Origin of the sequence: Streptococcus cristatus (assembly GCF_003943515.1) — a bacterium.
Taxonomy (GTDB): Bacteria; Bacillota; Bacilli; order Lactobacillales; family Streptococcaceae; genus Streptococcus; species Streptococcus cristatus_D.
The window spans coordinates 248,874-273,035 of the sequence record NZ_RJPT01000001.1 but is presented as its reverse complement, the minus strand read 5'-3'; the positions used below and the strand labels follow the sequence as shown (position 1 = coordinate 273,035).

Sequence of the window (24,162 nt, the reverse complement as noted above, 5' to 3'; positions counted from 1 at the left end):
CAGCTCTTGCAATATTCCCAAACGAACTCATGGTTATTGCAAACAGATTATTTCAATCCTTGCAACTTTTCCCAGACAATCTCATAAACGTCTGTCAATTCACCCAAGCCACGGCGGAAAACATCCTTGTCCATGTGGTTGCCATCCGCATCCCACAAACGGCAGTTATCTGGTGAAAATTCGTCTGCCAAGATAATCTTGCCTTCCTTATCAAAACCGAATTCTAGCTTAAAATCAATCAACTTAAGACCAATCTCAGCAAACCAAGCTTTCAAGAACTCATTGATACGACGGGTTTCTTCCTTCAAGTAAGCAATCTGCTGGTCATCCGCAATCTGTAGGAATTTCACATGCTCGTCATTGATAAAGGGATCATCCAAATCATCGTTTTTATAGTAAAATTCGACGATCGGCGTTTCCAAGGCGATCCCTTCTTCCACACCAAAGCGTTTAGAGAAAGAGCCCGCCGTATAGTTGCGCAATACCACTTCCAAGGGAATAATATCAACTTTCTTATTAAGCTGATCTGTATCTGAGATTTTCTCGATAAAATGCGTTGCTACACCGGCAGCGTTCAACTTTTCAAAGATAAAGGCTGAAATCTGATTGTTTAAGACTCCCTTACCCGCAATCTGCTCCTTTTTGACACCATTAAAAGCAGTTGCTTGATCCTTGTAGCGGGACAAAATCACCTGCTCATCTTCTGTCGCAAAAATATCCTTTGCTTTTCCCGAATATAACAACTTGTTTGACATTTTATTATTCGCCTTTCGTGTTTTTATGCTTTAAGTGTATCACTTTTAAATATATTTTACAAGCTTTTCCCGTACATTCTGGATACAAAAGCATGAAAAAGATTGGAAATACAACAGTTAAAAACTGAAAATATCTTGTTTCCATACAAAAACAGGACTTTTTCAAGTCCTGTTTTAGAATTCATTAATATAAGTCCAAATAATTATCAATTTCCCATTGGGAAACGAAGGTCGCATAGCTAGCCCATTCAATCCGCTTGGCTTCAACAAAGCTAGTATAGATATGGTTACCCAAGGCTGCCTTGACGACCTCATCTTCGGTTAAAGCCTTAAGGGCATTATGGAGAGTAGATGGCAGGTCTGTAATACCAGCTTCCTTGCGCTCCTCAGCTGTCATCACATAGATATTTTCCTCGATTGGAGCTGGCGCTTCGATTTTATTTTCCACTCCATGCAGTCCCACTTCTAGGAGCACTGCCATAGCAATATAAGGATTAGCCATAGGGTCGACTGAACGCAACTCCAAGCGAGTTCCCATGCCGCGCGATGCTGGCACCCGAACCAAAGGCGAGCGATTTTGCCCAGCCCAAGCGATGTAAACCGGCGCCTCAAAGCCTGGCACCAAGCGTTTGTAAGAGTTAACCGTCGGATTCATGATAGCCGTATAATTATAAGCATGCTTAATCAAGCCACCCAAAAAATAGTAGGCCGTTTCAGATAACTGCATTCCTTTTGGATCCTCTGGATCATAAAATGCATTATTTCCATCTTGGTCAAAGAGGGACATATTGCAGTGCATACCAGAACCAGCAATACCAAACTTGGGCTTAGCCATAAAGGTCGCATAGAGGCCGTGCTTACGAGCAATGGTTTTCACCACCAACTTGAAAATCTGAATCTTATCACAAGCGCGAAGCACTTCATCATACTTAAAGTCAATCTCGTGCTGACCGACTGCCACCTCATGGTGACTCGCTTCTACTTCAAACCCCATCTTAGTCAAAACATTGACAATTTCTCGACGGGTATTATCCGCCAAGTCTGTCGGCGCCAAGTCAAAGTATCCACCCTTGTCATTCACTTCCAGTGTCGGATCGCCATTTTCATCCAATTTGAAAAGGAAAAATTCTGGCTCAGGACCAAGATTAAAAGACTTGAAGCCCAATGCTTCCATATGTTTGAGAGCTCGCTTTAGATTACTACGAGGATCTCCTGCAAAGGGAACATGTTCTGTCGTATAAACATCACAGATCAAGCCTGCTACACTGCCATTTTCATCTCCCCAAGGAAAAACTGTCCAAGTATCCAAATCAGGATAAAGATACATGTCAGATTCATTGATCCGAACAAATCCCTCGATAGACGAACCGTCAAACATAGCCTTATTTGATAAGACCTTTTCAAGCTGCTCATCCGTTGCTGGAATTTCAACGTTTTTCATGGTTCCCAAAATATCAGAGAACATAAGACGGATAAAAGTGACGTTTTTTTCTTTTACTTCGCGACGAATATCAGCTGCTGTAATGGGCATGGGTAACTCCTTATAGTTTTAAAAAATAGTTTATGGTCGACGCATGTGACCAAAGGTTGGCAGAGAAGAGCCAAAACGACCTTGCTGTAAAATATCATTGTGGAGAGCTCGACGGACTTCCTTTTCACTAATCGTTTTGTGGGATTTAGCTTCACGCTCAGCATATTTCTTTTTAATAGCAGCGATATTATAGCCTTCAGAAATATAATCCTTAATTTCCAAAAGTCGGTCCATATCATTCAGAGAATACATTCGACGATTGCCCTCATTCCGAAGGGGAGTGATGAGGTTTTGCTCCTCATAATATCGAATCTGACGGGCAGATAAGTCCGTCAACTTCATAACGCTACCTATGGGAAAGACTGCCATATTTCGGCGAAACTCTTTTTCCTTCATTTTTTTCCTCTCTATGCACTATTATAACTAATTTTTTTTGTATGTCAACAATCAATGTGAGATTTTCTCACACATTTTAATTTATAGACTTAAAGAAATTCTTAATTCTATCCACATCCGAATTTACAACTATTGCGACAAAGACCCCCATAAAGGTTTCAAAAACTCTAGCAAAAACGTATAAAATAGTATCTTCTGGACTAATGGAGAGAGTGATAATCAGCATAGCTGAAACACCACCAATCACCCCAGCCTTATTGTTCATAGCAACATTGGTCATGATCGTCAGCATCGTACAGATTGGCACAAATACTAAGGTCACCCAAAATTGGCCGTTCAATAAATTTCCCAACAGATAGAATAGCAAGGCATAAAAGCCCCCGACACTATTTCCTAAAATACGGGAAGTTCCGAAATGAACACTTTTATCAAAATCTTCTCGCAGGCTAAACACCGCTGTCAAAGCTCCAATTTGGAGCCCCTTCCAGCCAAACATGCCAAAAATGAGTAGGACAATAAAAACCGCTATCCCTGTTTTCATCGTCCTCATACCCAAGCGAAACTTTGATTTATCAAATTTGTACTTACTAAAATAGCTCATGCCTTTTCCCTTTTAAAAGTAAACTATCTCTATTCTAACATATTTTCTAACAAAAAGGCTCTGTCCATCCAGTTTATTGTTTGTATCCTACAAGAATGCATAGCCAGCTTCTACTGTATTTCTAACTATATTTCCCATTATTGATTACTCATTAGGAAAATAGAAGCCAAAAGCCCATTTCCTCAGACACCTACGTGGACAAAAGAAAAAGAGTTGGTTTCCCAACTCTTTTCGTTACAAATATCATTTTTCAGTCAAAGCTGCAAGTCCTGGAAGAACTTTACCTTCAAGAAGCTCCATAGAAGCGCCTCCGCCCGTACTAATCCATGAGAACTTGTCTGCACGGCCAAGGTTGATCGCTGCAGCAGCTGAGTCACCACCACCGATGATTGATTTTACGCCAGGTTGTTTCACGATAGCGTCCATGACACCGATTGTACCAGCTTGGAAGTCTGGGTTTTCAAACACACCCATTGGTCCGTTCCATACAACTGTTTTCGCACCAGTCAAGGCTTCGTCGAATTTAGCGATAGATTTAGGACCGATATCCAAACCAAGGAAGCCTGGATCTACTGCTTCACCTTCAGTATCTTTCACTTCAGTGTAGTCAGCAAATGCGTTTGCTTCTTTTGAGTCAACTGGCAAGATCAATTTGCCGTTTGCTTTTTCAAGAAGAGCTTTTGCAACATCCAATTTATCTTCTTCTACAAGTGAGTTACCGATTTCGATACCTTGCGCTTTGTAGAATGTGTAAGTCATCCCACCACCGATAAGAACTTTATCAGCTTTTTCAAGCAAGTTTTCGATAACACCGATCTTGTCTGAAACTTTTGAACCACCAAGGATCGCTACGAATGGACGTTCTGGAGCTTCAACTGCTTCTTGGATGTAGGCAATTTCGTTTTCAAGAAGGAAACCAGCAACTGCTTTTTCAACGTTTGCTGAGATACCAACGTTAGATGCGTGTGCACGGTGAGCTGTACCGAATGCATCGTTTACGAAGATACCATCTCCAAGTGATGCCCAGTATTTACCAAGTTCAGGATCATTTTTAGATTCTTTCTTGCCATCAACATCTTCGAAACGAGTGTTTTCAACCAAGAGAACTTGTCCATCTTCTAGAGCATTAACAGCGGCTTCCAATTCAGCACCACGTGTAACACCTGGGATAAATTTAACTTCTTGTCCCAATTTAGCAGCCAAGTCAGCAGCTACAGGAGCGAGTGATTTACCAGCTTTGTCTGCTTCTTCTTTTACACGGCCAAGGTGAGAGAAGAGGATTGCACGTCCACCTTGTTCAAGGATGTACTTGATAGTTGGAAGAGCTGCAGTGATACGGTTGTCGTTTGTAATCATGCCATCTTTTACAGGTACGTTGAAGTCAACACGAACGAGAACTTTTTTCCCTTTCAATTCAACGTCTTTAACAGTCAATTTTGCCATTAGATATGACTCCTTCTTTTTTTATACGTGTTAATTATATCACAAAATCTACAAAAGTGATAGCAAAAATTCATGGCTTATCCTTTTCTCCAATTAAAGATAGATGAAAGACTACACGATTCTCATTTTTCTGATAAATGCTAATGCTGCTAGATGATCGAGTTGATTTCCAATAGCCACTCCTTCAAGCTGTTCTACAAAACAAGAAGAGATCCATTCGGATCTCTTCTTTATACAATTGAATTATTTAGCGATTTTTGCAAAGTATTCAAGAGTACGTACAAGTTGTGCAGTGTAAGACATTTCGTTGTCGTACCATGATACAACTTTAACCAATTGTTTACCGTCAACGTCAAGAACTTTAGTTTGAGTTGCGTCGAACAATGAACCGTAAGACATACCTACGATATCTGAAGATACGATTGGATCTTCTGTGTAACCGTATGATTCGTTAGCTGCTGCTTTCATAGCTGCGTTTACTTCATCAACAGTAACGTTCTTTTCAAGAACTGCTACCAATTCAGTAACTGATCCAGTTGGAGTTGGAACGCGTTGTGCAGAACCATCAAGTTTACCGTTCAATTCTGGGATTACAAGACCGATAGCCTTAGCAGCACCAGTTGAGTTAGGAACGATGTTAGCAGCACCAGCGCGAGCACGACGAAGGTCACCACCACGGTGTGGTCCGTCAAGGATCATTTGGTCACCAGTGTAGGCGTGGATAGTAGTCATCAATCCTTCTACAACACCGAAGTTGTCTTGAAGTGCTTTAGCCATTGGAGCCAAACAGTTTGTAGTACATGAAGCACCTGAGATAACTGTTTCAGTACCATCAAGAACGTCGTGGTTAGTGTTAAATACGATTGTTTTAACATCGTTTCCACCAGGAGCAGTGATAACAACTTTCTTAGCTCCACCTTTAAGGTGTTTTTCAGCAGCATCTTTCTTAGCAAAGAAACCAGTTGCTTCAAGAACGATTTCTACACCGTCAGTAGCCCAATCAATTTGTTCTGGGTCACGTTCAGCAGAAACTTTAACGAATTTACCGTTAACTTCAAATCCACCTTCTTTAACTTCAACAGTACCATCGAAACGACCTTGAGTTGTGTCGTATTTCAACAAGTGTGCAAGCATAACTGGATCTGTAAGGTCGTTGATGCGAGTAACTTCAACACCTTCTACGTTTTGGATACGACGGAAAGCAAGACGACCGATACGACCGAAACCGTTAATACCAACTTTAACTACCATTAGTGATTTCCTCCTTATGAAAATCAAAAAAAATTTTATGTGAAAAGAGTAACTTGAATCACTACAAATCACCTTTCAACATATCTATTATATACCTTATTAAGTAAAATTGCAACTGATTTCATTATTATTAACAAGTAACAAATTTTCTTTCATGTATTTTCGATATTTTTCATAAATTTCATATTTCGATTCCAAAAAGAAAAAACGCCCGCTAGAAGCGAGCGTCGTGTAGTGAATTATTCACCACGGTGTTTCTTAATGATTTCTTCTTGTACTGACTTAGGTACATCTTCGTAGTGGTCAAATACCATCATGAAGGTACCACGTCCTTGTGTTGCAGAACGAAGAACAGTCGCATAACCAAACATTTCAGCAAGAGGAACATAAGCACGAACGATTTGGCTGTTACCATGTGCTTCCATACCGTCAACACGTCCACGACGAGCTGTTACGTGACCCATAACGTCACCAAGGTTTTCTTCGGGAACAGTGACGGTTACAAGCATCATCGGCTCAAGGATAGCTGGTTGTGCAGTCTTAGCAGCTTCTTTCAAAGCAAGTGAAGCCGCAACCTTGAAGGCTGTTTCAGATGAGTCGACATCGTGGTATGAACCATCGTAAAGTTTAGCTTTCACGTCAACGATTGGGTATCCAGCAAGGACACCATTCGCCATTGACTCAATCAAACCTTTTTCAACCGCTGGGATGAATTCACGAGGAACCACACCACCGACGATAGCATTTTCAAACTCGAATCCTTTTCCTTCTTCGTTTGGAGTAAATTCAATCCATACATCACCGAATTGACCTTTACCACCAGACTGACGTTTGAAGAATCCACGTGCTTGAGTAGAAGCGCGGAATGTTTCACGGTAAGATACTTGAGGAGCACCTACGTTCGCTTCAACCTTGAACTCACGACGCATACGGTCAACAAGGACATCCAAGTGAAGCTCACCCATACCAGAGATAACTGTTTCACCAGTTTCAACGTTTGTTTCAACGCGGAATGTTGGATCTTCTTCAGCCAATTTTTGAAGGGCAATACCCATCTTGTCTTGGTCTGCTTTAGATTTTGGCTCAACCATCAATTGGATAACTGGTTCTGGAACGTTGATTGACTCAAGAATGATTTTAGCTTTTTCATCTGTCAATGAGTCACCGGTTGTAGTATCTTTCAAACCAACGGCAGCAGCGATATCACCTGAGTAAACTGTGTCAATTTCTTGACGGCTGTTAGCGTGCATTTGAAGGATACGTCCGATACGTTCACGTTTACCTTTAGAAGTATTCAATACGTAAGAACCTGATTGAAGTACACCTGAGTAAACACGGAAGAATGTCAAACGACCTACGAATGGGTCAGTCATGATCTTGAAGGCAAGAGCTGCGAATGGCTCTTCATCAGATGCTGGACGAGTTTCTTCTTCGTCTGTATCTGGGTTGATACCTTTGATCGCTGGGATGTCAAGTGGGCTTGGAAGGTAGTCGATAACCGCATCAAGCATCAATTGAACACCTTTGTTCTTGAAGGCAGAACCACACAATACTGGGAAGAATTCAACATTGATAGTTGCTTTACGGATACCAGCTTTCAATTCTTCATTAGTGATTTCTTCACCCTCAAGGTATTTCATCATCAATTCTTCATCAGTTTCAGCAACTGCTTCCACCAATTTTTCACGATATTCTTGAGCTTGTTCAAGGTATTCAGCTGGAATATCTTCTTCAAGGATATCTGTACCAAGGTCGTTAGTATAGATTTCAGCTTTCATCTTGATCAAGTCAATGATACCACGGAAGTCATCTTCAGCACCGATTGGCAATTGAATTGGATGAGCATTTGCTTGAAGACGATCGTGAAGTGTGCTTACTGAGTAAAGGAAGTCAGCACCGATTTTGTCCATTTTGTTAGCAAATACGATACGTGGAACTCCGTACTCAGTTGCTTGACGCCAAACTGTTTCAGTTTGAGGCTCAACACCTGATTGTGAGTCAAGAACGGTAACCGCACCATCCAATACACGAAGAGAGCGTTGTACTTCGATTGTGAAGTCCACGTGTCCTGGTGTGTCGATGATGTTTACGCGGTGGTTGTTCCATTGAGCTGTTGTCGCAGCAGATGTGATAGTGATACCACGTTCTTGCTCTTGCTCCATCCAGTCCATTTGTGACGCACCTTCGTGAGTTTCACCGATTTTGTGGATTTTACCAGTATAGTAAAGGATACGCTCAGTTGTAGTTGTCTTACCAGCATCGACGTGAGCCATGATACCGATATTACGAGTTTTTTCAAGTGAAAATTCGCGTGCCATGAGGTTAGTTTCTCCTATTTTTTTATTTTACAATCTATTATAACATTATTTAGAAAAAACGGATAGGCAGGACCTACCCGTTCTCAATGTTTATCTTGTTTTTTGTTGGTTTCAACTTACAAGACGATCAATTGAATTATAGCTAAGAATAATATTTTTAGCTAATTTGAACCCGAGCGAGGCCCTGCGCAAAAAAGACAAACTGCTTTGTGTTCTTCAAACACTACATCAGTTTCCTATTTTTGCCTTGTGCCTTTAGCGCTCTTAGTATCATGATCTTACCAACGGAAGTGTGCGAAGGCACGGTTAGCTTCAGCCATACGGTGAGTATCTTCGCGTTTCTTAACTGCTGCACCAGTGTTGTTAGCAGCATCCATGATTTCTTTTGCAAGACGATCTTGCATAGTGTGTTCACCACGACCACGTGAAATTGTTACCAACCAACGAAGTCCAAGTGTAGTACGACGTTCTGGACGAACTTCAACCGGTACTTGGTAGTTTGAACCACCGACACGGCGTGCACGTACTTCAAGAACAGGCATGATGTTTTCCATCGCTGTTTCAAATACTTCAAGTGCATCATTTCCAGTAGCTTCTTTGATTTGCTCAAAAGCTCCGTAAACGATAGAAGCTGCTGTACCACGCTTACCATCAAGCATAACGCGGTTGATAAGACGAGTAACTAATTGTGAATTGTAAAGCGGATCTGGCAATACTTCGCGCTTAGGCGCACGGTTTTTACGACTCATTTATCTTTATCCCCTTTCCTTATGCTTTTGGACGCTTAGTACCGTATTTAGAACGGCCTTGCTTACGGTCAGTAACACCTGCTGTATCAAGTGCACCACGAACGATATGGTAACGTACCCCTGGAAGGTCTTTTACACGTCCACCACGAAGAAGCACCACGCTGTGCTCTTGCAAGTTGTGTCCAATACCTGGGATGTAAGCTGTAACTTCGATCAAGTTGCTCAAACGTACACGGGCAAATTTACGAAGGGCTGAGTTAGGCTTCTTAGGTGTCATAGTTCCGACACGAGTTGCAACACCACGTTTTTGTGGTGAAGATACGTTTGTTTGAACTTTTTTGTGGCTGTTGTAACCAACGTTCAAAGCTGGTGATTTAGATTTTTCTACTTTTGATTTACGCGGTTTGCGAACCAATTGGTTAATTGTAGGCATCTACATTCTCCTGTATTTTTTTAATTTTGGTGATGATATACTTGGTGACAGCTACCATCTGTGTGTACTTTTGCAACATTTGTCAGCACGTCTCTGTACACTTTTGAGAGACCAAAAGTAAAAAGTACCGTCTATCATTGTAACACGTAAGCATATCCTCGTCAATAGGTTTTCTTAATTTTTTACTTATCTTCACTTCTTAATCAACCTTTTGCTTGATTATTATCATCTTAAAGATCTGAAAATTGCTACAACTAATTGGTGATAATTACTTAAATACTAACAAAAATAGCTATTCAATCTTATTTTTCACTTGAAGTCTGGGAAGGAACCACCGTATTTGAAGAGGCGCCCGAAGTATCTGAAGACGGGCTTGGTATCTCCGAAGATGGACTTGGGGTAACTTCTGGACTAGAGGATGGTGCAGGAGTCGAACTTTCTTGTGGCTGTATTCGTGGTTCGATTGAGATGGCAGGTGTTCGATAAACTGGCGCAACAGGCGTAGGAGAGAATGACTGCTGCTGGTCTGAATCAGGTTCAGTGGATTCCTCAGGTGTTTTCATTGCATCTTTTACGGCTTGAATTCGACCTTGAAACTTAGCTTTAGCGTCCTCATCTTTTACCTTGTCAACCGCTGCTTGTGCTTGAGTCAAACTTTCATCGGTACGCTCTTCTTCTAACTTTTTAACAGCTACTTCAGCATCCTGAATCGTATTATCTTCTGACGATGCTTTCTTAGTAGAACTAGCTTTACTGGAGCTTGAACGTCTACTATAACTGACTGTTTTGGCGGAGCCCGTATTCTTCTGAGCTGGTTTTAAAAATATAAGTCCAGAAACCAAGATAAGCAGCATTATTGCCAGGATCCCTAAACGAACAAGGTTAGAAGCTCTTTCTAATTTATCAAAAATATTTCTCATAATTCTTTCCTAAAGTTAATCAAATATATTCCCAATCTCAACATCAATCGTATTTGATTTAACGTCGATATTGGTCACCTTTAACAGCGATTTGTATTCCAGATGATCGCGATTGGCTTGCGCATTGTCCGCAAAGACCGCTACTCCTGCCAACTCCGAATCAAACTCAGACAGAAGGCTAATCATCCCATTAACCGTTCCGCCTCCCTTGAGAAAGTCATCGACAATCAGCACTCGACTTCCAGCCTTTAGGCTACGTTTTGAGAGAAACATTTTCTCAATTCGATCTCCGCTAGAGCCAGAGACATAGTTGACACTGACCGTAGAACCCTCAGTGATTTTCAAATCGCGACGGACAATGACAAAGGGAACATTCAAAACATTAGCGACAGCATTGGCCAAGGGAACCCCCTTAGTCGCCACTGTCATAACGGCATCAATCTTTTGATCTTTAAAAGCTTTGGCAATGATGCGACCGATATTATTGAGGATAGATGGCGTACTGAGCAAATCTGATAAGTAGATGTAGCCGCCAGGCAGGATTCGATTACTTTCAGACAGTTGATCGCGGAGGTCTTGAACGATAGCCTTGGCCTCCTTTTCTGAAATGGAAGGAGTAAAGACGACACCTCCTCCAGCACCGGTAATTGTCTCAATTGTACCAATTTCGATTTCTTCAAAGGCACGTTTGATAATCACGATGTCTTCTGAAATAGAAGACTTGGCAGACTCATATTTTTCTGCAAATGTATTTAAACTTGTTAATTGGTAAGGATGGTTAATCAAGTAATTGGAAATAACCACCATGCGCTCACTTCTTCTTAATTTCATTTTTTCACCAATTCGACTCCATCAAAATCAGCCACAAACTAATCTGAGAACGTAGTTCTTCTCGCATAGAGCAGTAATTCAATTCTTTCGATTTCAAAGTTTGGAGTGATTTCTATGAATATTTATTTTATTTTTTTCATTATATCATACTATATCAAAAAAACGAACATTATACTAAATATAATGCCCATTTTTCGTATTTCACTTATTAATTTTTGGTTTATAGAAGGAACGATTTTCCAGCGCAAAGATTTTATTGGTCATTTCTCCTGGAGCAACGAGAGACAGAGCCGTGGTCATCATCATCATTTCCGCATCCAGATTGTCAATCATGTGCAGGATTTCGGCCTCCATAATCTTTGGACGAACGGGACTGCCGTATTCGAGGAGACCGTGATGACTAAGAAGGACATGGCGCAAAACAATGACATCTTCCTTGGTATCATCAATTTTCAGCTCCGCCAAGGTTTTGGTCAGTTCCTCATCAATCAGCGCAATATGGCCAATCAGATTGCCTCGGACAGTATATTCCGTATTTTCTGGACCGCTCAACTCAATGACCTTGGCCAAGTCATGCAGCATAATCCCTGCAAACAGAAGGCTCTTATTGAGCTGAGGATAGATGTCACCAATCGCATCCGCTAGCTTGACCATAGTAGCTGTGTGAAAAGCGAGTCCTGATTCAAAAGCATGGTGATTGGTTTTCGCTGCTGGGTAAGAATAGAATTCCTTATCGTATTTGCTGTAAAGCGAGCGCACAACCCGCTGCCAGACTTGATTTTCAATCTTGAAAATCATTTGCGCCAGATATTCCCGCAGTTCTTTTTGATCAACGGGTGGTTTTTCTTTGAAATCAGCAGGATTGTTGGGCTCACCAGCCTTTGGCAGACGCAGAGTCAACTGATTAACCTGAGGGGTGTTATTGTAGACTTCGCGGCGTCCTTGCATGTGAACGACCTTCCCCGCTGTAAATTCTGCCACATTATGGGGCTGGGCATCCCATAATTTCCCTTCAATCACTCCAGTGTCATCTTGGAAAGTGAAGGCGAGGTAATTCTTCCCAGCTCTGGTCTGTCGGACTTCGGCTGACTTAATCAGATAAAATCCTTCAAACAGTTCATCCTTTTTCATTTGATTAATTTTCATAGTCTTCCCTTTCATCTGGAATATCGAGCAAGTGTAAGTGAAGGTCTTGGTCAGACAATTCAATGTGCCGTAGCGTTCTTTCAATGGCATTGGTTCGGCGAGTCAGTAGCTCATCAATGCTGCCAGAAGCGTTCTTCAAATGTTTCTGAGCCTTGGCTAGAATGCCGCCAAATTTATTAAATTCCAGCTTGACACTGCCCAGAACCTTGCTGATGTCATCTGCGCTACGCTGAATGTTCAGGGTTTTAAAGCCAACCGAGAGAGAATTAAGCAGGGCTGACAAGGTAGATGGACCCGCAACAACAATTTGCTCATCTCGCCGCAAACTATCGAAAAACTCTGGATTGCGAACCACTTCGGAATAGAGACCTTCCGTCGGCAAAAACATAATCCCAAAATTAGTCGTAGCTGGCGGAGCTAGATATTTACTGTTGATATCCTTTGCAAAGCGCTTGACACTAGCCAACAACGACTTACGGTGAAGTTCAATTTCTTCCTTGTTGCCCGACTCATAAGCTTCTTCCAAGCGGTAGTAATCCGCCAGAGGAAACTTGGAATCGATGGGCAGGTAGACATAGTCCTGCTCCGTCTGTCCCGGCAATTTGATGGCATACTCCACGCGCTCACTAGAACCTGCCACTGTGGCAAATTCCCGCTCATACTGGCTGGGGGTCATGATGTCTTCGATAATTTGTCCCAGCTGGAGCTCGCCCATAATGCCACGGGTCTTGGTATTGGAAAGAACCTTATTGAGGCTGCCGACATCCCGAACCACTGTCTGCATCTCTCCTAAACCACGATTGACAGACTCTAGCTGCTTGGACACCGTCTCAAAGGAGGTCTGCAGGCGACTCTGCAAAGTCTTCTCCAATTTTTCCTCAACGGTCTGGCGCATCTGCTCCAGCCGCAGGTCATTGGACTCCTGAATCTGACGCATCCGTTCATCGGTTTTGTCTCGATTTTTGCTGAAACTATCCGCCATTTCAGTTCGCAAATCCGTCAAATGAAGGTGCAAATCTGTTCGAACTTCTGCTAGTCGATCTCCCAGAACAAGTTCCAGCTCTTTTTGCCGAAGAGCTTCCTGCTGTCTTTCTTGCTCAAAGCGGTAGTCCAGCTGGTCGGACAAGTGATCCTCCTGCTCTTCTAACAAGACTTTGATTGCCTGCTCCTGCTGCCCCTGTCTCTGCCAGAAGAAATAGAGAAAGACCAGATTGATGATAAGCAGGATGATGATGATATACTCCATATCAACTCCTATCTTTACTGTAAATAACAACCGTATAACCTCTGTCAAAGGATAAAAATACAGGTCTATCTATAAATTCGTTAGAAGCATAGACTTTTTTAAAGAAAAAATTCCTTTCATTTAAAGGATATTTAGCTCCTTCAATGGTCAAAGGAACATCCTCTGTCGGCAGAAAGGCCAGATAGTCCATGCCTTCCACCGGCTTGATCTCATGACGGCCAGAGGGAACATAGCAGATGCAATTCTGGGCATCCACTAAGATCAGCTGCTCCATATAGGGAGCGATTTTATCATTGCTGGGTAAGAAAACATTGGCCAGAGCATGATCTAGACGACCGCCAAAGGCGCCGAAAATCGTCAGATAAGCATTTGGATAGCGCTCAAAGCAAGCCAGAACAGCCAATTCTAAGTCCGTATCATCCTTTTCAGGCTGAGCCTGAATGACTTCCTTGGCGCCAGCTTTTATGCGCAGCAATTCTTCATCGGAAACAGAATCAAAATCGCCAATCGCTAAGTCCAGAGGCAAGCGCTGCTTTAGCAGATAAAAGGCGCCACGATCAACTCCGACAAAAACATCAAAATCCCGATTGACCGCAGTCAAATCACCGCCAGCAAACAGAGCAATTCTAGGCATCTAACGCATCCCTCAAAGTCTGAACTTGATGGCTGACATCACCTTTGAAGACATAGCTACCGGCCACAAAAATATTGGCGCCAGCTTCTCTAGCCATCTGAATCGTCTTATCGTCAATCCCACCGTCCACTTCAATATCAAAGTTCAGCTGATTGGCCTCTCGCAGAGCGACCAGTTCACGAATCTTACCCATAGTTTCGGGCAGAAAAGCCTGACCCCCAAAGCCTGGGTTGACTGTCATCACTAAGACCTGATCCACTAAATTCAAGACATTTTTTATCGCTTCAACCGGTGTTCCAGGATTGATGACGACACTAGGCTTGACACCTGCCGCCCGAATCTTCTGCAAAGCTCCATGAATATGCGGCGTTGCTTCCACATGGATGCTGATAATATCTGCACCCGCTCGAGCAAATTCCTCAATATGATGCTCAGGATTGGATACCATGAGATGGCAGTCAAAAACCATCTTGCTGTGGGGACGCATACTGGCCACAACCCCAGCCCCAAAGCTGATATTGGGTACAAAATGGCCATCCATGACATCCAAATGGGCATACTCCGCTCCGCTAGCTTCTAGCTTTTTCAACTCAGTCTCAAAATTAGCATAATCCGCACTCAGAACAGAGGGAGCAATTTTAAATGTTTTCATGATAGTTCCTTTCTCTATTTAGGAAGTTTTTTAGCTGTCTTTTTATAGGTTTCACGACGGTTCTCGATTTCACTGAGAAATTGCAGGTAATTTTCGAAACGAAAAGCAGCAATTCGCTCGGCTTCTACGGCTGGTTTGACAGCACAAGCCGGCTCGTGCGTATGGGTACAAGTGCGGAATTTGCAGTCCCGACTGATTTCGGTAATTTCTGGAAAGGCGACGTTCAGATCTTCTGCCTTGTCCACCTCATAATCCAGAGAAGAAAAGCCCGGAGTGTCCGCAATTTTTCCGCCATTCAAGTTATAAAAGCTGACCGCCCGTGTCGTATGGCGACCACGACCCAGACTTTCAGAAATTTCTCCTGTTTCTAATTGCAAGTCTGGTGCAATTTTATTGAGCAGAGTGGATTTCCCAACACCAGTCTGACCCATAAAAACAGTGATTTTCCCCGTCAGAAGTGGCAATAACTCCTCAGTGGTTTTAACAACCTCATAGCCGATGGCCTGATAGGCCTGTACATAGACATCCAAGCTCTGCTCATCTTCAAGCAGGTCTAACTTGCTGATGTAGATAATAGGATGGATCTGCTTATGCTCCAAAAGCACCAAAAAACGATCCAAGAGATTGGCATTGAAGTCCGGCTCCTTCGCGCTCATGATTACAACTGCCTGGTCAATGTTGACAATAGGTGGCCGTACCAAACTATTTTTACGCTCGGCTATTTTTAAAATGTAGCCTTCAGAATCCTTGTCCGCTGAAAATTCGACATGGTCGCCAACATAAGGCGTCTGACCTTTTTTACGGAAATTTCCACGTGCTCTCGTCTGATACACCTGCCCATCTGACTCTACATAATAAAAGCCAGCCAAGGCTTTGATAATTATTCCTTGCAAGACTGCTCCTTTAAAGTTAATACAATTATTATATCAAAAAAACATATATTTGGCTTTTACTATTGGCATTTTCAAAAAATATGTTATAATAAAAAGCAAGCGGAGGTGGTGGAACGGCAGACACGCATGCTTCAGGCGCATGTGCCCGTACGGGTGTGAGGGTTCAAATCCCTTCCTCCGCATCGAACAGGAACTCTTGTCCAAGTTGACAAGAGTTTTTCTTTTGAAAAATTATGAAATCGTCTTGAAATTTCTTTCAGAAAAACCGGCCCTTTTGAAAAGGACCGGTTTTCAAATCTTATAATCCTTGTTCCTTCAAGGCATCCGCCAGACGGGCAAAATCTGCCAAAGTCAAGGCTTCCCCCCGAACACTTGGAGATAAGTCAGCTCGTTCTAAAGCCGCTGTCAATTTACCTTTAGTCTCCTCAGACTTCCCAAAATGACTGGTCAGATTGTTCCAGAGCGTCTTGCGACGATGGACAAAGCTAGCCTTGGAAACCTTGAAAAAGAATTTCTCGTCTTGGACTTCAACTGCTGGCTGGTCTCTGCGCACCATCTTGAGAATGGCCGAATCCACATTTGGCGCTGGCACAAAGACTGTCCGCGGCACAATGAAAGCAACCTTGGCCGTCATGTAATACTGGACCGCAATCGACAAACTGCCGTAGGCCTTGGTATTAGGCTGAGCCGAAATCCGATCCGCCACCTCTTTTTGCATCATCACGACAAACTCACTAAAAGGAATCCCGCTCTCAATCAAATGCATGAGAATCGGCGTCGTAATGTAGTAGGGCAAGTTTGCCACCACTTTGATAGGCAGGTCAGGATTCTTAAACTCTGCTATGTACTGAGCCAGATCAACCTTGAGAATATCCTGATTGACCACGGTCACATTGTCAAAATCGCGCAGAGTATCCGCCAAAATCGGAACCAGTCGATCATCAATCTCAAAGGCCATTACCTCGGCGGCACTTTCCGCCAAAAATTCTGTCAAAGCCCCAATACCAGGACCAATTTCAATGACATTGACATTTTTATCAATCTCGGCTGTATCCACAATCTTCTGGAGGATGTTGGTATCCGTCAGGAAATTCTGACCGAAGGATTTTTTAAAAGTGAAACCGTGACGCTCCAGAATGGCACGGGTCACACTATAATCTGCAATTCTCATTTTCTCTCTTTTCTAATTCGTTATTCGTTATCTTTTAAGGAGGTCATTTGCTCTAGCAAGGTGTAGAGTTTTTTCTGTTCTTCTTCCTCGTAAGCAAATGCATTAGCCTTAACTTCTCTACATTTCTCGTCATACAAAAAGCCCTCATAGCCATCTTCTGTAGATAAGGCTGTATAGACTTTCGCCATTTCTTCAGGACTAATCGAAAATCTCGACTTAATTTTATACAGATTTTTCATAAAAGCGCTGAGGTGATCATAGCGGCGCATATCTACTTTGACATTGGTTACACGGATTGCTTGAATTTTGATGCCTTTCCACTGTTTCCGCATATAAAGTGACAGCATCAACAAGGCCAGCTTATTCTGATAATAAGTCTTGGCAGGACTGTAATGTTTTTGACCGGATAAATTTTCAAAATCAAGCTTCATGAAAGGATAAAGCACCAGTCCTTGGGAAGAAATATTAATAATCCGACCATTCTCAGACTTTTCCAACAAGCCTCTCAACAAAGCAGAAAGTAAAAAGGGAGCAACCACATTGGTCGCAAATTGTTTTTCCAATCCGTCTTTGGTAAGAATAGCCTTCTTGACCGATAAGTCAAAATCGGCCGCATTGTTAATGAAAACATCTAAAGTCGCTTCTTTTTGGATATACTGTTCTACCGCTTTCTTGACACTTTTCATCTCAGATAAATCAACCAAGATATAATCTACATGCGGATTTTCTGTTTGTTGACGGATTTTCTCACAGGCTTGCTCAGCAGCTTCTTTTCTCCGGCAAAATAGGGTCACTGACCACTCTTTTTCAGCTAACTGTCTAGCAGCCTGGTAGCCAATACCACTATTGCCGCCTGTAATAATTACTTTTTTCATTTCTGACTCCGTTAGACTGAATACTTAAGCATGGCTTCTTCCACTTCTGCCAAGGTTACTCCAAACAGTTCCAAGCGTTTGAGTAGCTGTTTGCCATTGGAGTAGCCAATACGAAGCTCTTCCCCCAGATACTCTCGGCGCTGACGGCTGTCGCTTCCTAGGAGCAATCCCAGCCGCATGAGGTCATTCTTCGTCACATCAAAATCACTGCTTGACTCAAAATGGCTGGTTACCCCAGCGAGGGCTGTCTTTAAGTCTTCAAAGCTAGCATGCTCAATGCCTAACGAGCGCCCTTTGGTCTTGGACTTAGGAGCTGCTTCGTCACGCTTGAGGAAGGCATGTTGGACAGTGGGAATTTCCGTCATAATCAGACGGCGAATCCGCTCGCCATTGAAGTCGGGATCTGTAAAAACAATGACTCCATGTAAGTCCTGCAAGCGACGAATCCGTTCAATATCCGCATCGCCAATGGCAGAACCTCTCGTTTCATAAGTCTCAACATCAAAATAGCGCTTGAGATTAGCTGTGTCATCACGCCCTTCCACAACGACCACTTGGGGGATTTTTATCTTTTCAGTCAAGTCCAAACACCTTCTTTGCATTGGCATAGGTTGCTTTCGCCACTTCTTCGACCGTCAGCCCACGAAGTTCAGCAATTTTCTCCACAACATAGCGGGTATAGGCTGTTTTGTTTTCTCGGCCGCGTTTGGGAACAGGTGCTAGGTAAGGCGCATCCGTCTCGACGAGAATTTTATCCAAAGGCAAGTTCTGCGCAGCCTCCTGAATATCCGTCGCTTTTTTAAAGGTGACGACTCCAGAAAAGGAAATCATCATCCCCAGCTCGATAAAGCGCTCAGCCATTTCCAAAGAACCTGAATAAGAGTGCATGATACCGCCCCGAGGGCCTACACCCTCACTCTTGATAATCTCATAGGTGTCTTCTAAAGCGTCGCGCGTGTGGACGACAAAAGGCAGGTCTAACTCTTTCGACAGCTGGATTTGTCGGCGAAATGCTCGCTCTTGCACTTCCTTAGGCGCTGTCATCCAGTGATAGTCCAGCCCAATCTCGCCCAGAGCCACCACTTTTGGATGACCAAGCTTGTCCAGCAGATAGGCTTCCACAGCCTCATCATAAGTCCCAGCCTCAGTCGGATGCCAGCCAATCGTAGCGTAAATCTGCTCATAACTATCGGCCAACTCCAAGGCGCGCTCAATGGTCGGCCGGTCAAAACCGACAACATTCATATTGCTAACGCCCATTTCTGCAGCCAACTGAAGCTCTTCTGCCTCTCGACCAGCAAATTCTTCCACATTTAAATGCGTGTGTGTATCAAAAATTTCCATGCTTTACTTCCTTGTATTTCCTGCCTTTCATTATACCAAAAATGACCTAAAAATGCAGAAGTCACTCTATCCAAAGTAGAAAAATGAGAAAATTATTATTCGTCAACTATCCGTATCCAAATCTCCCATCGGAATAATGAGCCAGACAGACAATAACAGCATTAATACAAGTGGAGGAAGAATGTAGTCAATCCCCATACTACTAGCAAGGGCTATCAAGAGCATAGATAAAATACTTGGAACGGTCATGCTAAATAGGTTAATGGCTGACTGGATGGCTCCCATGGACTCTTCTGGTATCAGGCTGAAGACAGATTTTTGCAATCTAGGACTCAGCAGACCTACCACAACGGCACAAACAAAGGTCGCTATCAAGACAAGTAAAAAATTCTGCAAGAAAAAACCACAAAGGATAAAGCCTTCAAACAATTGGCTAGCATACATAACAAGCTTGGTCGACAGTTTTTTCAGTAAACTGCCACTCAACATATTCCCTAAAATCAACCCAGCAGAACTGAAAACAATCAGCAAGGCAAGGGACTGGCCTACCTGCATGTTCCAAAAAGTTTTTTTGAGCAATAGCAGAGTCGCTACTGGCGTCAGGATATTTAGAATAACTTGACCCAAAGATGAAATCAAGAGCAGTCTCACAATGTCTTTCAAGTCCAGCAAGACTTTCAGAGAAGCTAACAGGTGTTTCCAATAATTTTCTTTAGTTAACTCCTTGTCATGGCCGAGGGTCGGCTCTAAGTCATGCAGATGCTTACTAATCTGTCGAAAGCCCAAGTAGGCCAGCACAAAAGTCAAGGTATTTAGGCCGGCCAAAGCTCCGATGCTCATCCAAGTAATGAGAAAACCACCAGCCAGATTGCCCAAGATATGAACCAGACTCATACTAGCCTGTCGAAAGCCCATAGCAGAGGTCATATCCTGCTCAATCACCTTTATGTAGACGGGTGTCAGCATGGCACCTGAAAAATAACTCAGACTATCCGACAGAAAATTTATCAAGCAAATCACAAGCAGAATCAAGAAAGAAAAATCTTGCCCAAACAGCAAAAGCGTCACCAAACTATATAGTAGGATCTTGCTAAATTGTATGAGTAGGTATTTCTGGGTACGGTTCTTTTGAAAATCTGCCGCAACTCCAGTAAAAACTTGAATAAACTGGGGCAAGGTTTCAGAAAGCGAAATGATGAAAACCGCAAGTGGAGCAAAGGAATAGGCAGAAACATAGTTCATCAAGGCTAAATAAAATACAATATCGCCAAAACCTGAAATCCATTGATTGATGAGCAACTGACGGAAATTTCTGTTTTTTAGAAAGATATTCATAAAGCAACTCCTTTATTTTTGTTAGAGTTTTATTTAACAAAAATAATAGCAATTTATTAAACAGTTGTCAACAATTGGTTAGACAATTGCTTTACAAAAATAAAAACCTAGGATAAATCTAGGTTTTCTTCAGCTATTTCAAGTCCTGATTGAACTTCTCTATAATTTTTTGAATCAGTTTTTTATTGACCGTGTATTTCACAGAATCGTCATCCATCACAAGCTCCAGCAAGCCAGAGTTTAGCAACTTCTGCGTATGGAAAGAGATAGAAGCTCTTGTGAGGCCTAGCTTTTTCGCAATATCTTTATTCTTGGCATGTGGCTGAATCAGCTCAATCAAGACTTTATAGCGAGTTTCATCTCCAAGAGTTTTCAGTGTCAGAGCGAGTGTTTCGTCATCAAGCTCCGATCCTGTCTGTGACACCTGGGAACTTCTCGTCGAAACGACCAAGAAATAAGAGCTAAAATCAGGAATTTTTTCAAAAAAGAAATCTATAAATACAGGTGACAAGACAAAGACATGTGTTTCATTTGCAAGTAACTTATCTTTCAGCGCTTCATCATCAAACATGTCAGATAGGCTAAAATCTTTTTCAAAAACCAAGACTTCCTGCTCAAATCGCTCATAAATCGGCTGATAAAGTTTGAAGACTTCTTCCAGTAAAGAAACTAGCCGATTCCGCAGCTGCTCTGGATGCTGAATGGCTTGATACCAGTACCATTTATTCTCTGGAGACTTGTCACTAGCCTCTAGAAAAGCCAACAAATCTTCCTGACTTCTGTTGGCAACCCTTCCAACAGAAAGCTTGAGTTCTAGGCAATAAAGAATTTGATCTGTGTCTAAAGCTCTCAAACACTCCAGTAATTCCTCTAAATTGCTTGGATCTTCCCCTTTTTCCAATAAATAGAGATAAAGGAGCGGAGCCAGCCCTACCGTAGCTTCTTCAAATAAACCAACAGCAACCAGCTCGCTTTTCAGAGGGAGTAAAGCCTGATAAAGCTGATCATAATAGGGCTGCACATCAAGCAACAGCTCCTTTTGATCCTGCCGCAAATCCTTCCACATATACTTATCTTCCCTTGAAACGATAGCAGGTGCCATGAGAAATTCATATATTTTACTACGGTAATGAAGATTTTTTAGACCCACGGACTCTTTCCTTTCTTGCATTATTCTCTCGATCTCCGATCAGCAAAGCCAGACTACTCCTGCCTTTCATTATACCAAAAAAGTCAGTTAAAGGGGCAAGAGCTTTACTTTCTCTCCATCTATTCCAGCGAGTATTTGTTATTTTTTCAGCGCTTATCAAAAATAATTTTACTGTTTTTTGATAAATTTTTATTATTTTTCGATATTTTGTTATTGATTATCGATATGTTTTGTGATATAGTAAATAAAACTAGAAATTATTTGGAGGAATCCATGTCAAAGACAAGACAAAAAACAGCTGAAGATATAAGCATTGTGCTTACAAAAATCAGCCTCAGCATTTTATTTATTGCTTCCATTGTCCTGATAGCCATCGGACCTTGGGTAGTCAGCCTAGTCATCGAATTTCCCTCACCTTTCTTTCAGGGAGAAAGCCGCTATTGGATATTGTTGCTTCTAGGCTATGTCTTGGGCTGCCTGGCTCTGACCTGTATCGTGCATCTCTATCGACTCCTCAGCCGCATCGGGAAAAATCAGGTCTTTATCAGACAGAATGTTCAGTATATGCGCTATCTGGGCTGGGAAGTCGGAATGGTCGCCCTCATTTCTTTCTTTATGGGCTTGACAGTCTATATGCCCATGCTCCTCGTAGCCGTTTCTTGCTGCATTTTAACCTTGATTATTCGGGTTATCCGCAATGCTTTTGGCAAGGCAATTGAGCTGCAAGAAGAAGTAGACTACACGATTTAGGAGGGACTATGATTCAGATAAATTTAGACCTTGTCATGGCTCAAAAACGGATTAGTGCTGGACGCTTAGCAGAATTGATTGACCTCACCCCTGCCAACTTGTCCATCTTGAAAAATAACCGAGCCAAGGCAATACGTTTTTCAACACTTAATGCCCTTTGTCGGGAATTGGACTGCCAGCCCGGCGATATTCTTGAATATATCACAGATGAAACCGAGGAGGAATAATCATGGAAACACCATCACAAGGACAGATGACGGGACAACCCTACCTTCCTTTTGAAAAAGACCAAGAACGAAAAAGCATCTTCACAGCTTTAAATATAAAGGAACTGAAGAATTTTAGAATCAGCTCTCTCATTCTCTATTTCTTGGCCTACTTTTATACAGTTGCCATTGACGGCAACAAGACCATTTACTTTTTTCCTATTGCGATTGGTTTGATTAGCCTGACCGAGTGGTTAGTAAGAAAAATGCCGACAAGCTTGCCTCAAATCGAAAAGGATGCCTCTACTGGACTCGAGTCCAAGCTTTTCCTGATTCTCAGTCTGACTCAAGCACTGGCACTCAGTATCTGGGGCTTTCACCCGCAATTAGAGATTTTTCAAGCTTTGACTCTCCACATCTCCTTTTCTTTTTATATTCTATCGCGGACGGGTTGTCTCAATCAAGGTCGCTTGGGGATCATGGTTTGGTACGATAGCATTCAGGCCTTTATCATTCTACCTTTTAGAAACTTTTTCGCTGGTCTTCAAGTCTTTGCTCTGAGTGATAAGGCTTCAGATGCAACTACTGAAGACGGCGATTCTTCTAAAAAAGCAGTCCAAAGTACGATGATCGCAAGTAGCCTTCTTATTGCTGGTATGCTTGTCTTCTTCGTTTGGTCACAACTCAGCCAAGTCTCTGATCGATTTGCTCTTTTCTTTAGCGATACAGCTGATGCCTTGCATCTTTTCTTTGACTTGATCTTTTCAAATCTTGATACAGATGCCATCGCCCTTCGCCTCTTCTTGGCCCTACCTATCGGCCTCTATCTCTACAGTCTGATTGTTGGCAGCTTACTGAATCAAAAGAATATCAAAGTTACCTATCAAAGCTTCCAAAATAAAATTCAGCCACTGCGGATGTTTCCTGCTTTTACAGCCTATATCATCATCGGCAGCCTCTGCCTGACCTACGCTCTCTTTTTCCTCGTTGGTTTAGGAGAATTAAGCGAACTCCTTAGTGCTGGTACTAGCCTCCAAACTATTTCTCCTCAAAATGCCTCAACCGTAGCTGTTGCTGGCTTCTGGCAACTTGTTCGAGTATCACTTCTAAATTTCGCTGTCCTAGCCGCCTTTTATTTGCTGGCTCAAAAACCTCTCTGGGACCAGAAAGGTACTCGTCTAGCCAGCACTATCCTCTTTATTTTCGCCTTTTTGCTGGCCTTGCTTGCTGGCTGGAAACTCTTTGGTATCTATATCTATCTTTATGGTCCAACACCATTGCGCCTGATTTCAGCCTGGTTTATCCTCGTTCTACTGGTCTGGTGTATTCTGACTCTGATTCGTTTCTACAAGCCCATCCAAGCGATCCGAATCGGTATCTTCTACGCCCTTATTAGTTTCACGCTACTTTGCTATCTCTATCCCCTGCTCTTAGCTGCTTGATAGAGAGCATACTTATACGCCAATATAATTATCAAAAAGAGGCTGGGACAAAAGTTCTAGCCTCTCAATTGTCTTTGGATTGTCGAGCAG

At 42.5% G+C, this 24,162-nt stretch carries 25 protein-coding genes and 1 tRNA gene; 4 read left to right on the top strand and 22 right to left on the bottom strand.

Going from position 1 to position 24,162, the window contains the following annotated elements; all coding sequences use genetic code 11:
• Nucleotides 1-47: 47 nt before the first annotated feature.
• The 16 genes from purC to rsgA all read right to left on the bottom strand — a co-directional run bounded on the left by purC (nucleotide 48) and on the right by rsgA (nucleotide 15,799).
• Entirely contained in the window at nucleotides 48-755 is a 708-nt protein-coding gene (purC, locus tag D8791_RS01445) for a phosphoribosylaminoimidazolesuccinocarboxamide synthase (RefSeq protein WP_125372567.1), read from the bottom strand.
• 184 nt (nucleotides 756-939) lie between these two features.
• On the bottom strand, nucleotides 940-2,286 hold the full coding sequence (gene glnA, locus D8791_RS01440; protein WP_005591666.1) for a type I glutamate--ammonia ligase: 1,347 nt from the start codon (nucleotides 2,284-2,286) through the stop codon (nucleotides 940-942).
• Nucleotides 2,287-2,316: 30 nt separating this feature from the next.
• Nucleotides 2,317-2,682: a MerR family transcriptional regulator gene (locus D8791_RS01435; protein ID WP_005591665.1), complete on the bottom strand. Its 366-nt coding sequence runs from the start codon at nucleotides 2,680-2,682 to the stop codon at nucleotides 2,317-2,319.
• A gap of 76 nt (nucleotides 2,683-2,758) precedes the next feature.
• Complete coding sequence (locus D8791_RS01430) at nucleotides 2,759-3,283, bottom strand: FUSC family protein (RefSeq protein ID WP_005591664.1); 525 nt, start codon at nucleotides 3,281-3,283, stop codon at nucleotides 2,759-2,761.
• A 243-nt stretch (nucleotides 3,284-3,526) separates the two neighbouring features.
• A complete protein-coding gene (locus D8791_RS01425; protein WP_125446009.1) occupies nucleotides 3,527-4,726 on the bottom strand; it encodes a phosphoglycerate kinase in 1,200 nt (399 codons plus the stop codon).
• Between the two features lie 243 nt (nucleotides 4,727-4,969).
• Nucleotides 4,970-5,977, bottom strand: coding sequence for a type I glyceraldehyde-3-phosphate dehydrogenase (gap, locus tag D8791_RS01420; protein WP_005591661.1), 1,008 nt, complete (start codon nucleotides 5,975-5,977; stop codon nucleotides 4,970-4,972).
• Between the two features lie 239 nt (nucleotides 5,978-6,216).
• Nucleotides 6,217-8,295 (bottom strand): elongation factor G, encoded by a 2,079-nt coding sequence (fusA, locus tag D8791_RS01415; RefSeq protein ID WP_125446008.1) that lies wholly within the window; start codon nucleotides 8,293-8,295, stop codon nucleotides 6,217-6,219.
• A gap of 278 nt (nucleotides 8,296-8,573) precedes the next feature.
• Nucleotides 8,574-9,044 (bottom strand): 30S ribosomal protein S7, encoded by a 471-nt coding sequence (rpsG, locus tag D8791_RS01410; protein WP_005591659.1) that lies wholly within the window; start codon nucleotides 9,042-9,044, stop codon nucleotides 8,574-8,576.
• A 19-nt stretch (nucleotides 9,045-9,063) separates the two neighbouring features.
• Nucleotides 9,064-9,477: a 30S ribosomal protein S12 gene (gene rpsL, locus D8791_RS01405; protein WP_005591658.1), complete on the bottom strand. Its 414-nt coding sequence runs from the start codon at nucleotides 9,475-9,477 to the stop codon at nucleotides 9,064-9,066.
• 302 nt (nucleotides 9,478-9,779) lie between these two features.
• Nucleotides 9,780-10,397 (bottom strand): hypothetical protein, encoded by a 618-nt coding sequence (locus tag D8791_RS01395; RefSeq protein ID WP_125387286.1) that lies wholly within the window; start codon nucleotides 10,395-10,397, stop codon nucleotides 9,780-9,782.
• A gap of 15 nt (nucleotides 10,398-10,412) precedes the next feature.
• Entirely contained in the window at nucleotides 10,413-11,228 is an 816-nt protein-coding gene (gene purR / locus D8791_RS01390) for a pur operon repressor (RefSeq protein WP_005591656.1), read from the bottom strand.
• 201 nt (nucleotides 11,229-11,429) lie between these two features.
• Nucleotides 11,430-12,374, bottom strand: a complete 945-nt coding sequence (locus tag D8791_RS01385; RefSeq protein ID WP_125446006.1) for a 3'-5' exoribonuclease YhaM family protein — start codon at nucleotides 12,372-12,374, stop codon at nucleotides 11,430-11,432.
• Entirely contained in the window at nucleotides 12,364-13,620 is a 1,257-nt protein-coding gene (locus D8791_RS01380; protein ID WP_125446005.1) for a DNA recombination protein RmuC, read from the bottom strand. Before D8791_RS01380 ends, D8791_RS01385 begins: the two co-directional genes overlap by 11 nt.
• A 1-nt stretch (nucleotide 13,621) precedes the next feature.
• The gene (locus D8791_RS01375) at nucleotides 13,622-14,254 is read right to left on the bottom strand and encodes a thiamine diphosphokinase (RefSeq protein ID WP_125446004.1); all 633 of its coding nucleotides are present in this window, start codon (nucleotides 14,252-14,254) and stop codon (nucleotides 13,622-13,624) included.
• Nucleotides 14,247-14,906, bottom strand: a complete 660-nt coding sequence (gene rpe, locus D8791_RS01370) for a ribulose-phosphate 3-epimerase (protein ID WP_045500502.1) — start codon at nucleotides 14,904-14,906, stop codon at nucleotides 14,247-14,249. Before rpe ends, D8791_RS01375 begins: the two co-directional genes overlap by 8 nt.
• Before the next feature lie 14 nt (nucleotides 14,907-14,920).
• Nucleotides 14,921-15,799 carry a ribosome small subunit-dependent GTPase A gene (gene rsgA / locus D8791_RS01365; protein WP_125446003.1) on the bottom strand — a complete coding sequence of 293 codons (879 nt, stop codon included), beginning with the start codon at nucleotides 15,797-15,799 and terminating at the stop codon, nucleotides 14,921-14,923.
• Nucleotides 15,800-15,898: 99 nt separating this feature from the next.
• On the opposite strand from rsgA, the gene D8791_RS01360 reads away from it, so the two are divergent.
• A tRNA-Leu gene (locus D8791_RS01360) sits at nucleotides 15,899-15,981 on the top strand.
• A gap of 116 nt (nucleotides 15,982-16,097) precedes the next feature.
• On the opposite strand, the gene rsmA is transcribed toward D8791_RS01360, so the two are convergent.
• The 6 genes from rsmA to D8791_RS01330 form a co-directional block, all read right to left on the bottom strand.
• Nucleotides 16,098-16,970 (bottom strand): 16S rRNA (adenine(1518)-N(6)/adenine(1519)-N(6))-dimethyltransferase RsmA, encoded by an 873-nt coding sequence (rsmA, locus tag D8791_RS01355; RefSeq protein ID WP_125446002.1) that lies wholly within the window; start codon nucleotides 16,968-16,970, stop codon nucleotides 16,098-16,100.
• Nucleotides 16,971-16,990: 20 nt separating this feature from the next.
• Nucleotides 16,991-17,845, bottom strand: coding sequence for an SDR family NAD(P)-dependent oxidoreductase (locus D8791_RS01350; protein WP_125387280.1), 855 nt, complete (start codon nucleotides 17,843-17,845; stop codon nucleotides 16,991-16,993).
• Nucleotides 17,846-17,856: 11 nt separating this feature from the next.
• On the bottom strand, nucleotides 17,857-18,453 hold the full coding sequence (gene rnmV, locus D8791_RS01345) for a ribonuclease M5 (RefSeq protein ID WP_125387279.1): 597 nt from the start codon (nucleotides 18,451-18,453) through the stop codon (nucleotides 17,857-17,859).
• Nucleotides 18,419-19,189, bottom strand: coding sequence for a TatD family hydrolase (locus tag D8791_RS01340; RefSeq protein WP_125387278.1), 771 nt, complete (start codon nucleotides 19,187-19,189; stop codon nucleotides 18,419-18,421). The genes rnmV and D8791_RS01340 overlap by 35 nt, the downstream gene beginning before the upstream one ends.
• 102 nt (nucleotides 19,190-19,291) lie before the next feature.
• Nucleotides 19,292-20,524 carry an MFS transporter gene (locus D8791_RS01335; protein ID WP_125387277.1) on the bottom strand — a complete coding sequence of 411 codons (1,233 nt, stop codon included), beginning with the start codon at nucleotides 20,522-20,524 and terminating at the stop codon, nucleotides 19,292-19,294.
• 133 nt (nucleotides 20,525-20,657) lie between these two features.
• On the bottom strand, nucleotides 20,658-21,695 hold the full coding sequence (locus D8791_RS01330) for an ArsR/SmtB family transcription factor (protein ID WP_125387276.1): 1,038 nt from the start codon (nucleotides 21,693-21,695) through the stop codon (nucleotides 20,658-20,660).
• A gap of 252 nt (nucleotides 21,696-21,947) precedes the next feature.
• Here D8791_RS01330 and D8791_RS01325 point away from each other — a divergent pair, with 252 nt between their 5' ends.
• The 3 genes from D8791_RS01325 to D8791_RS01315 are packed head-to-tail and all read left to right on the top strand — an operon-like array spanning nucleotide 21,948 to nucleotide 24,072.
• Complete coding sequence (locus tag D8791_RS01325) at nucleotides 21,948-22,424, top strand: DUF2975 domain-containing protein (RefSeq protein ID WP_041826919.1); 477 nt, start codon at nucleotides 21,948-21,950, stop codon at nucleotides 22,422-22,424.
• Between the two features lie 8 nt (nucleotides 22,425-22,432).
• On the top strand, nucleotides 22,433-22,651 hold the full coding sequence (locus D8791_RS01320; RefSeq protein ID WP_005591644.1) for a helix-turn-helix domain-containing protein: 219 nt from the start codon (nucleotides 22,433-22,435) through the stop codon (nucleotides 22,649-22,651).
• A gap of 2 nt (nucleotides 22,652-22,653) precedes the next feature.
• Nucleotides 22,654-24,072 (top strand): DUF4153 domain-containing protein, encoded by a 1,419-nt coding sequence (locus D8791_RS01315; RefSeq protein ID WP_125446001.1) that lies wholly within the window; start codon nucleotides 22,654-22,656, stop codon nucleotides 24,070-24,072.
• Nucleotides 24,073-24,162 lie beyond the last annotated feature (90 nt).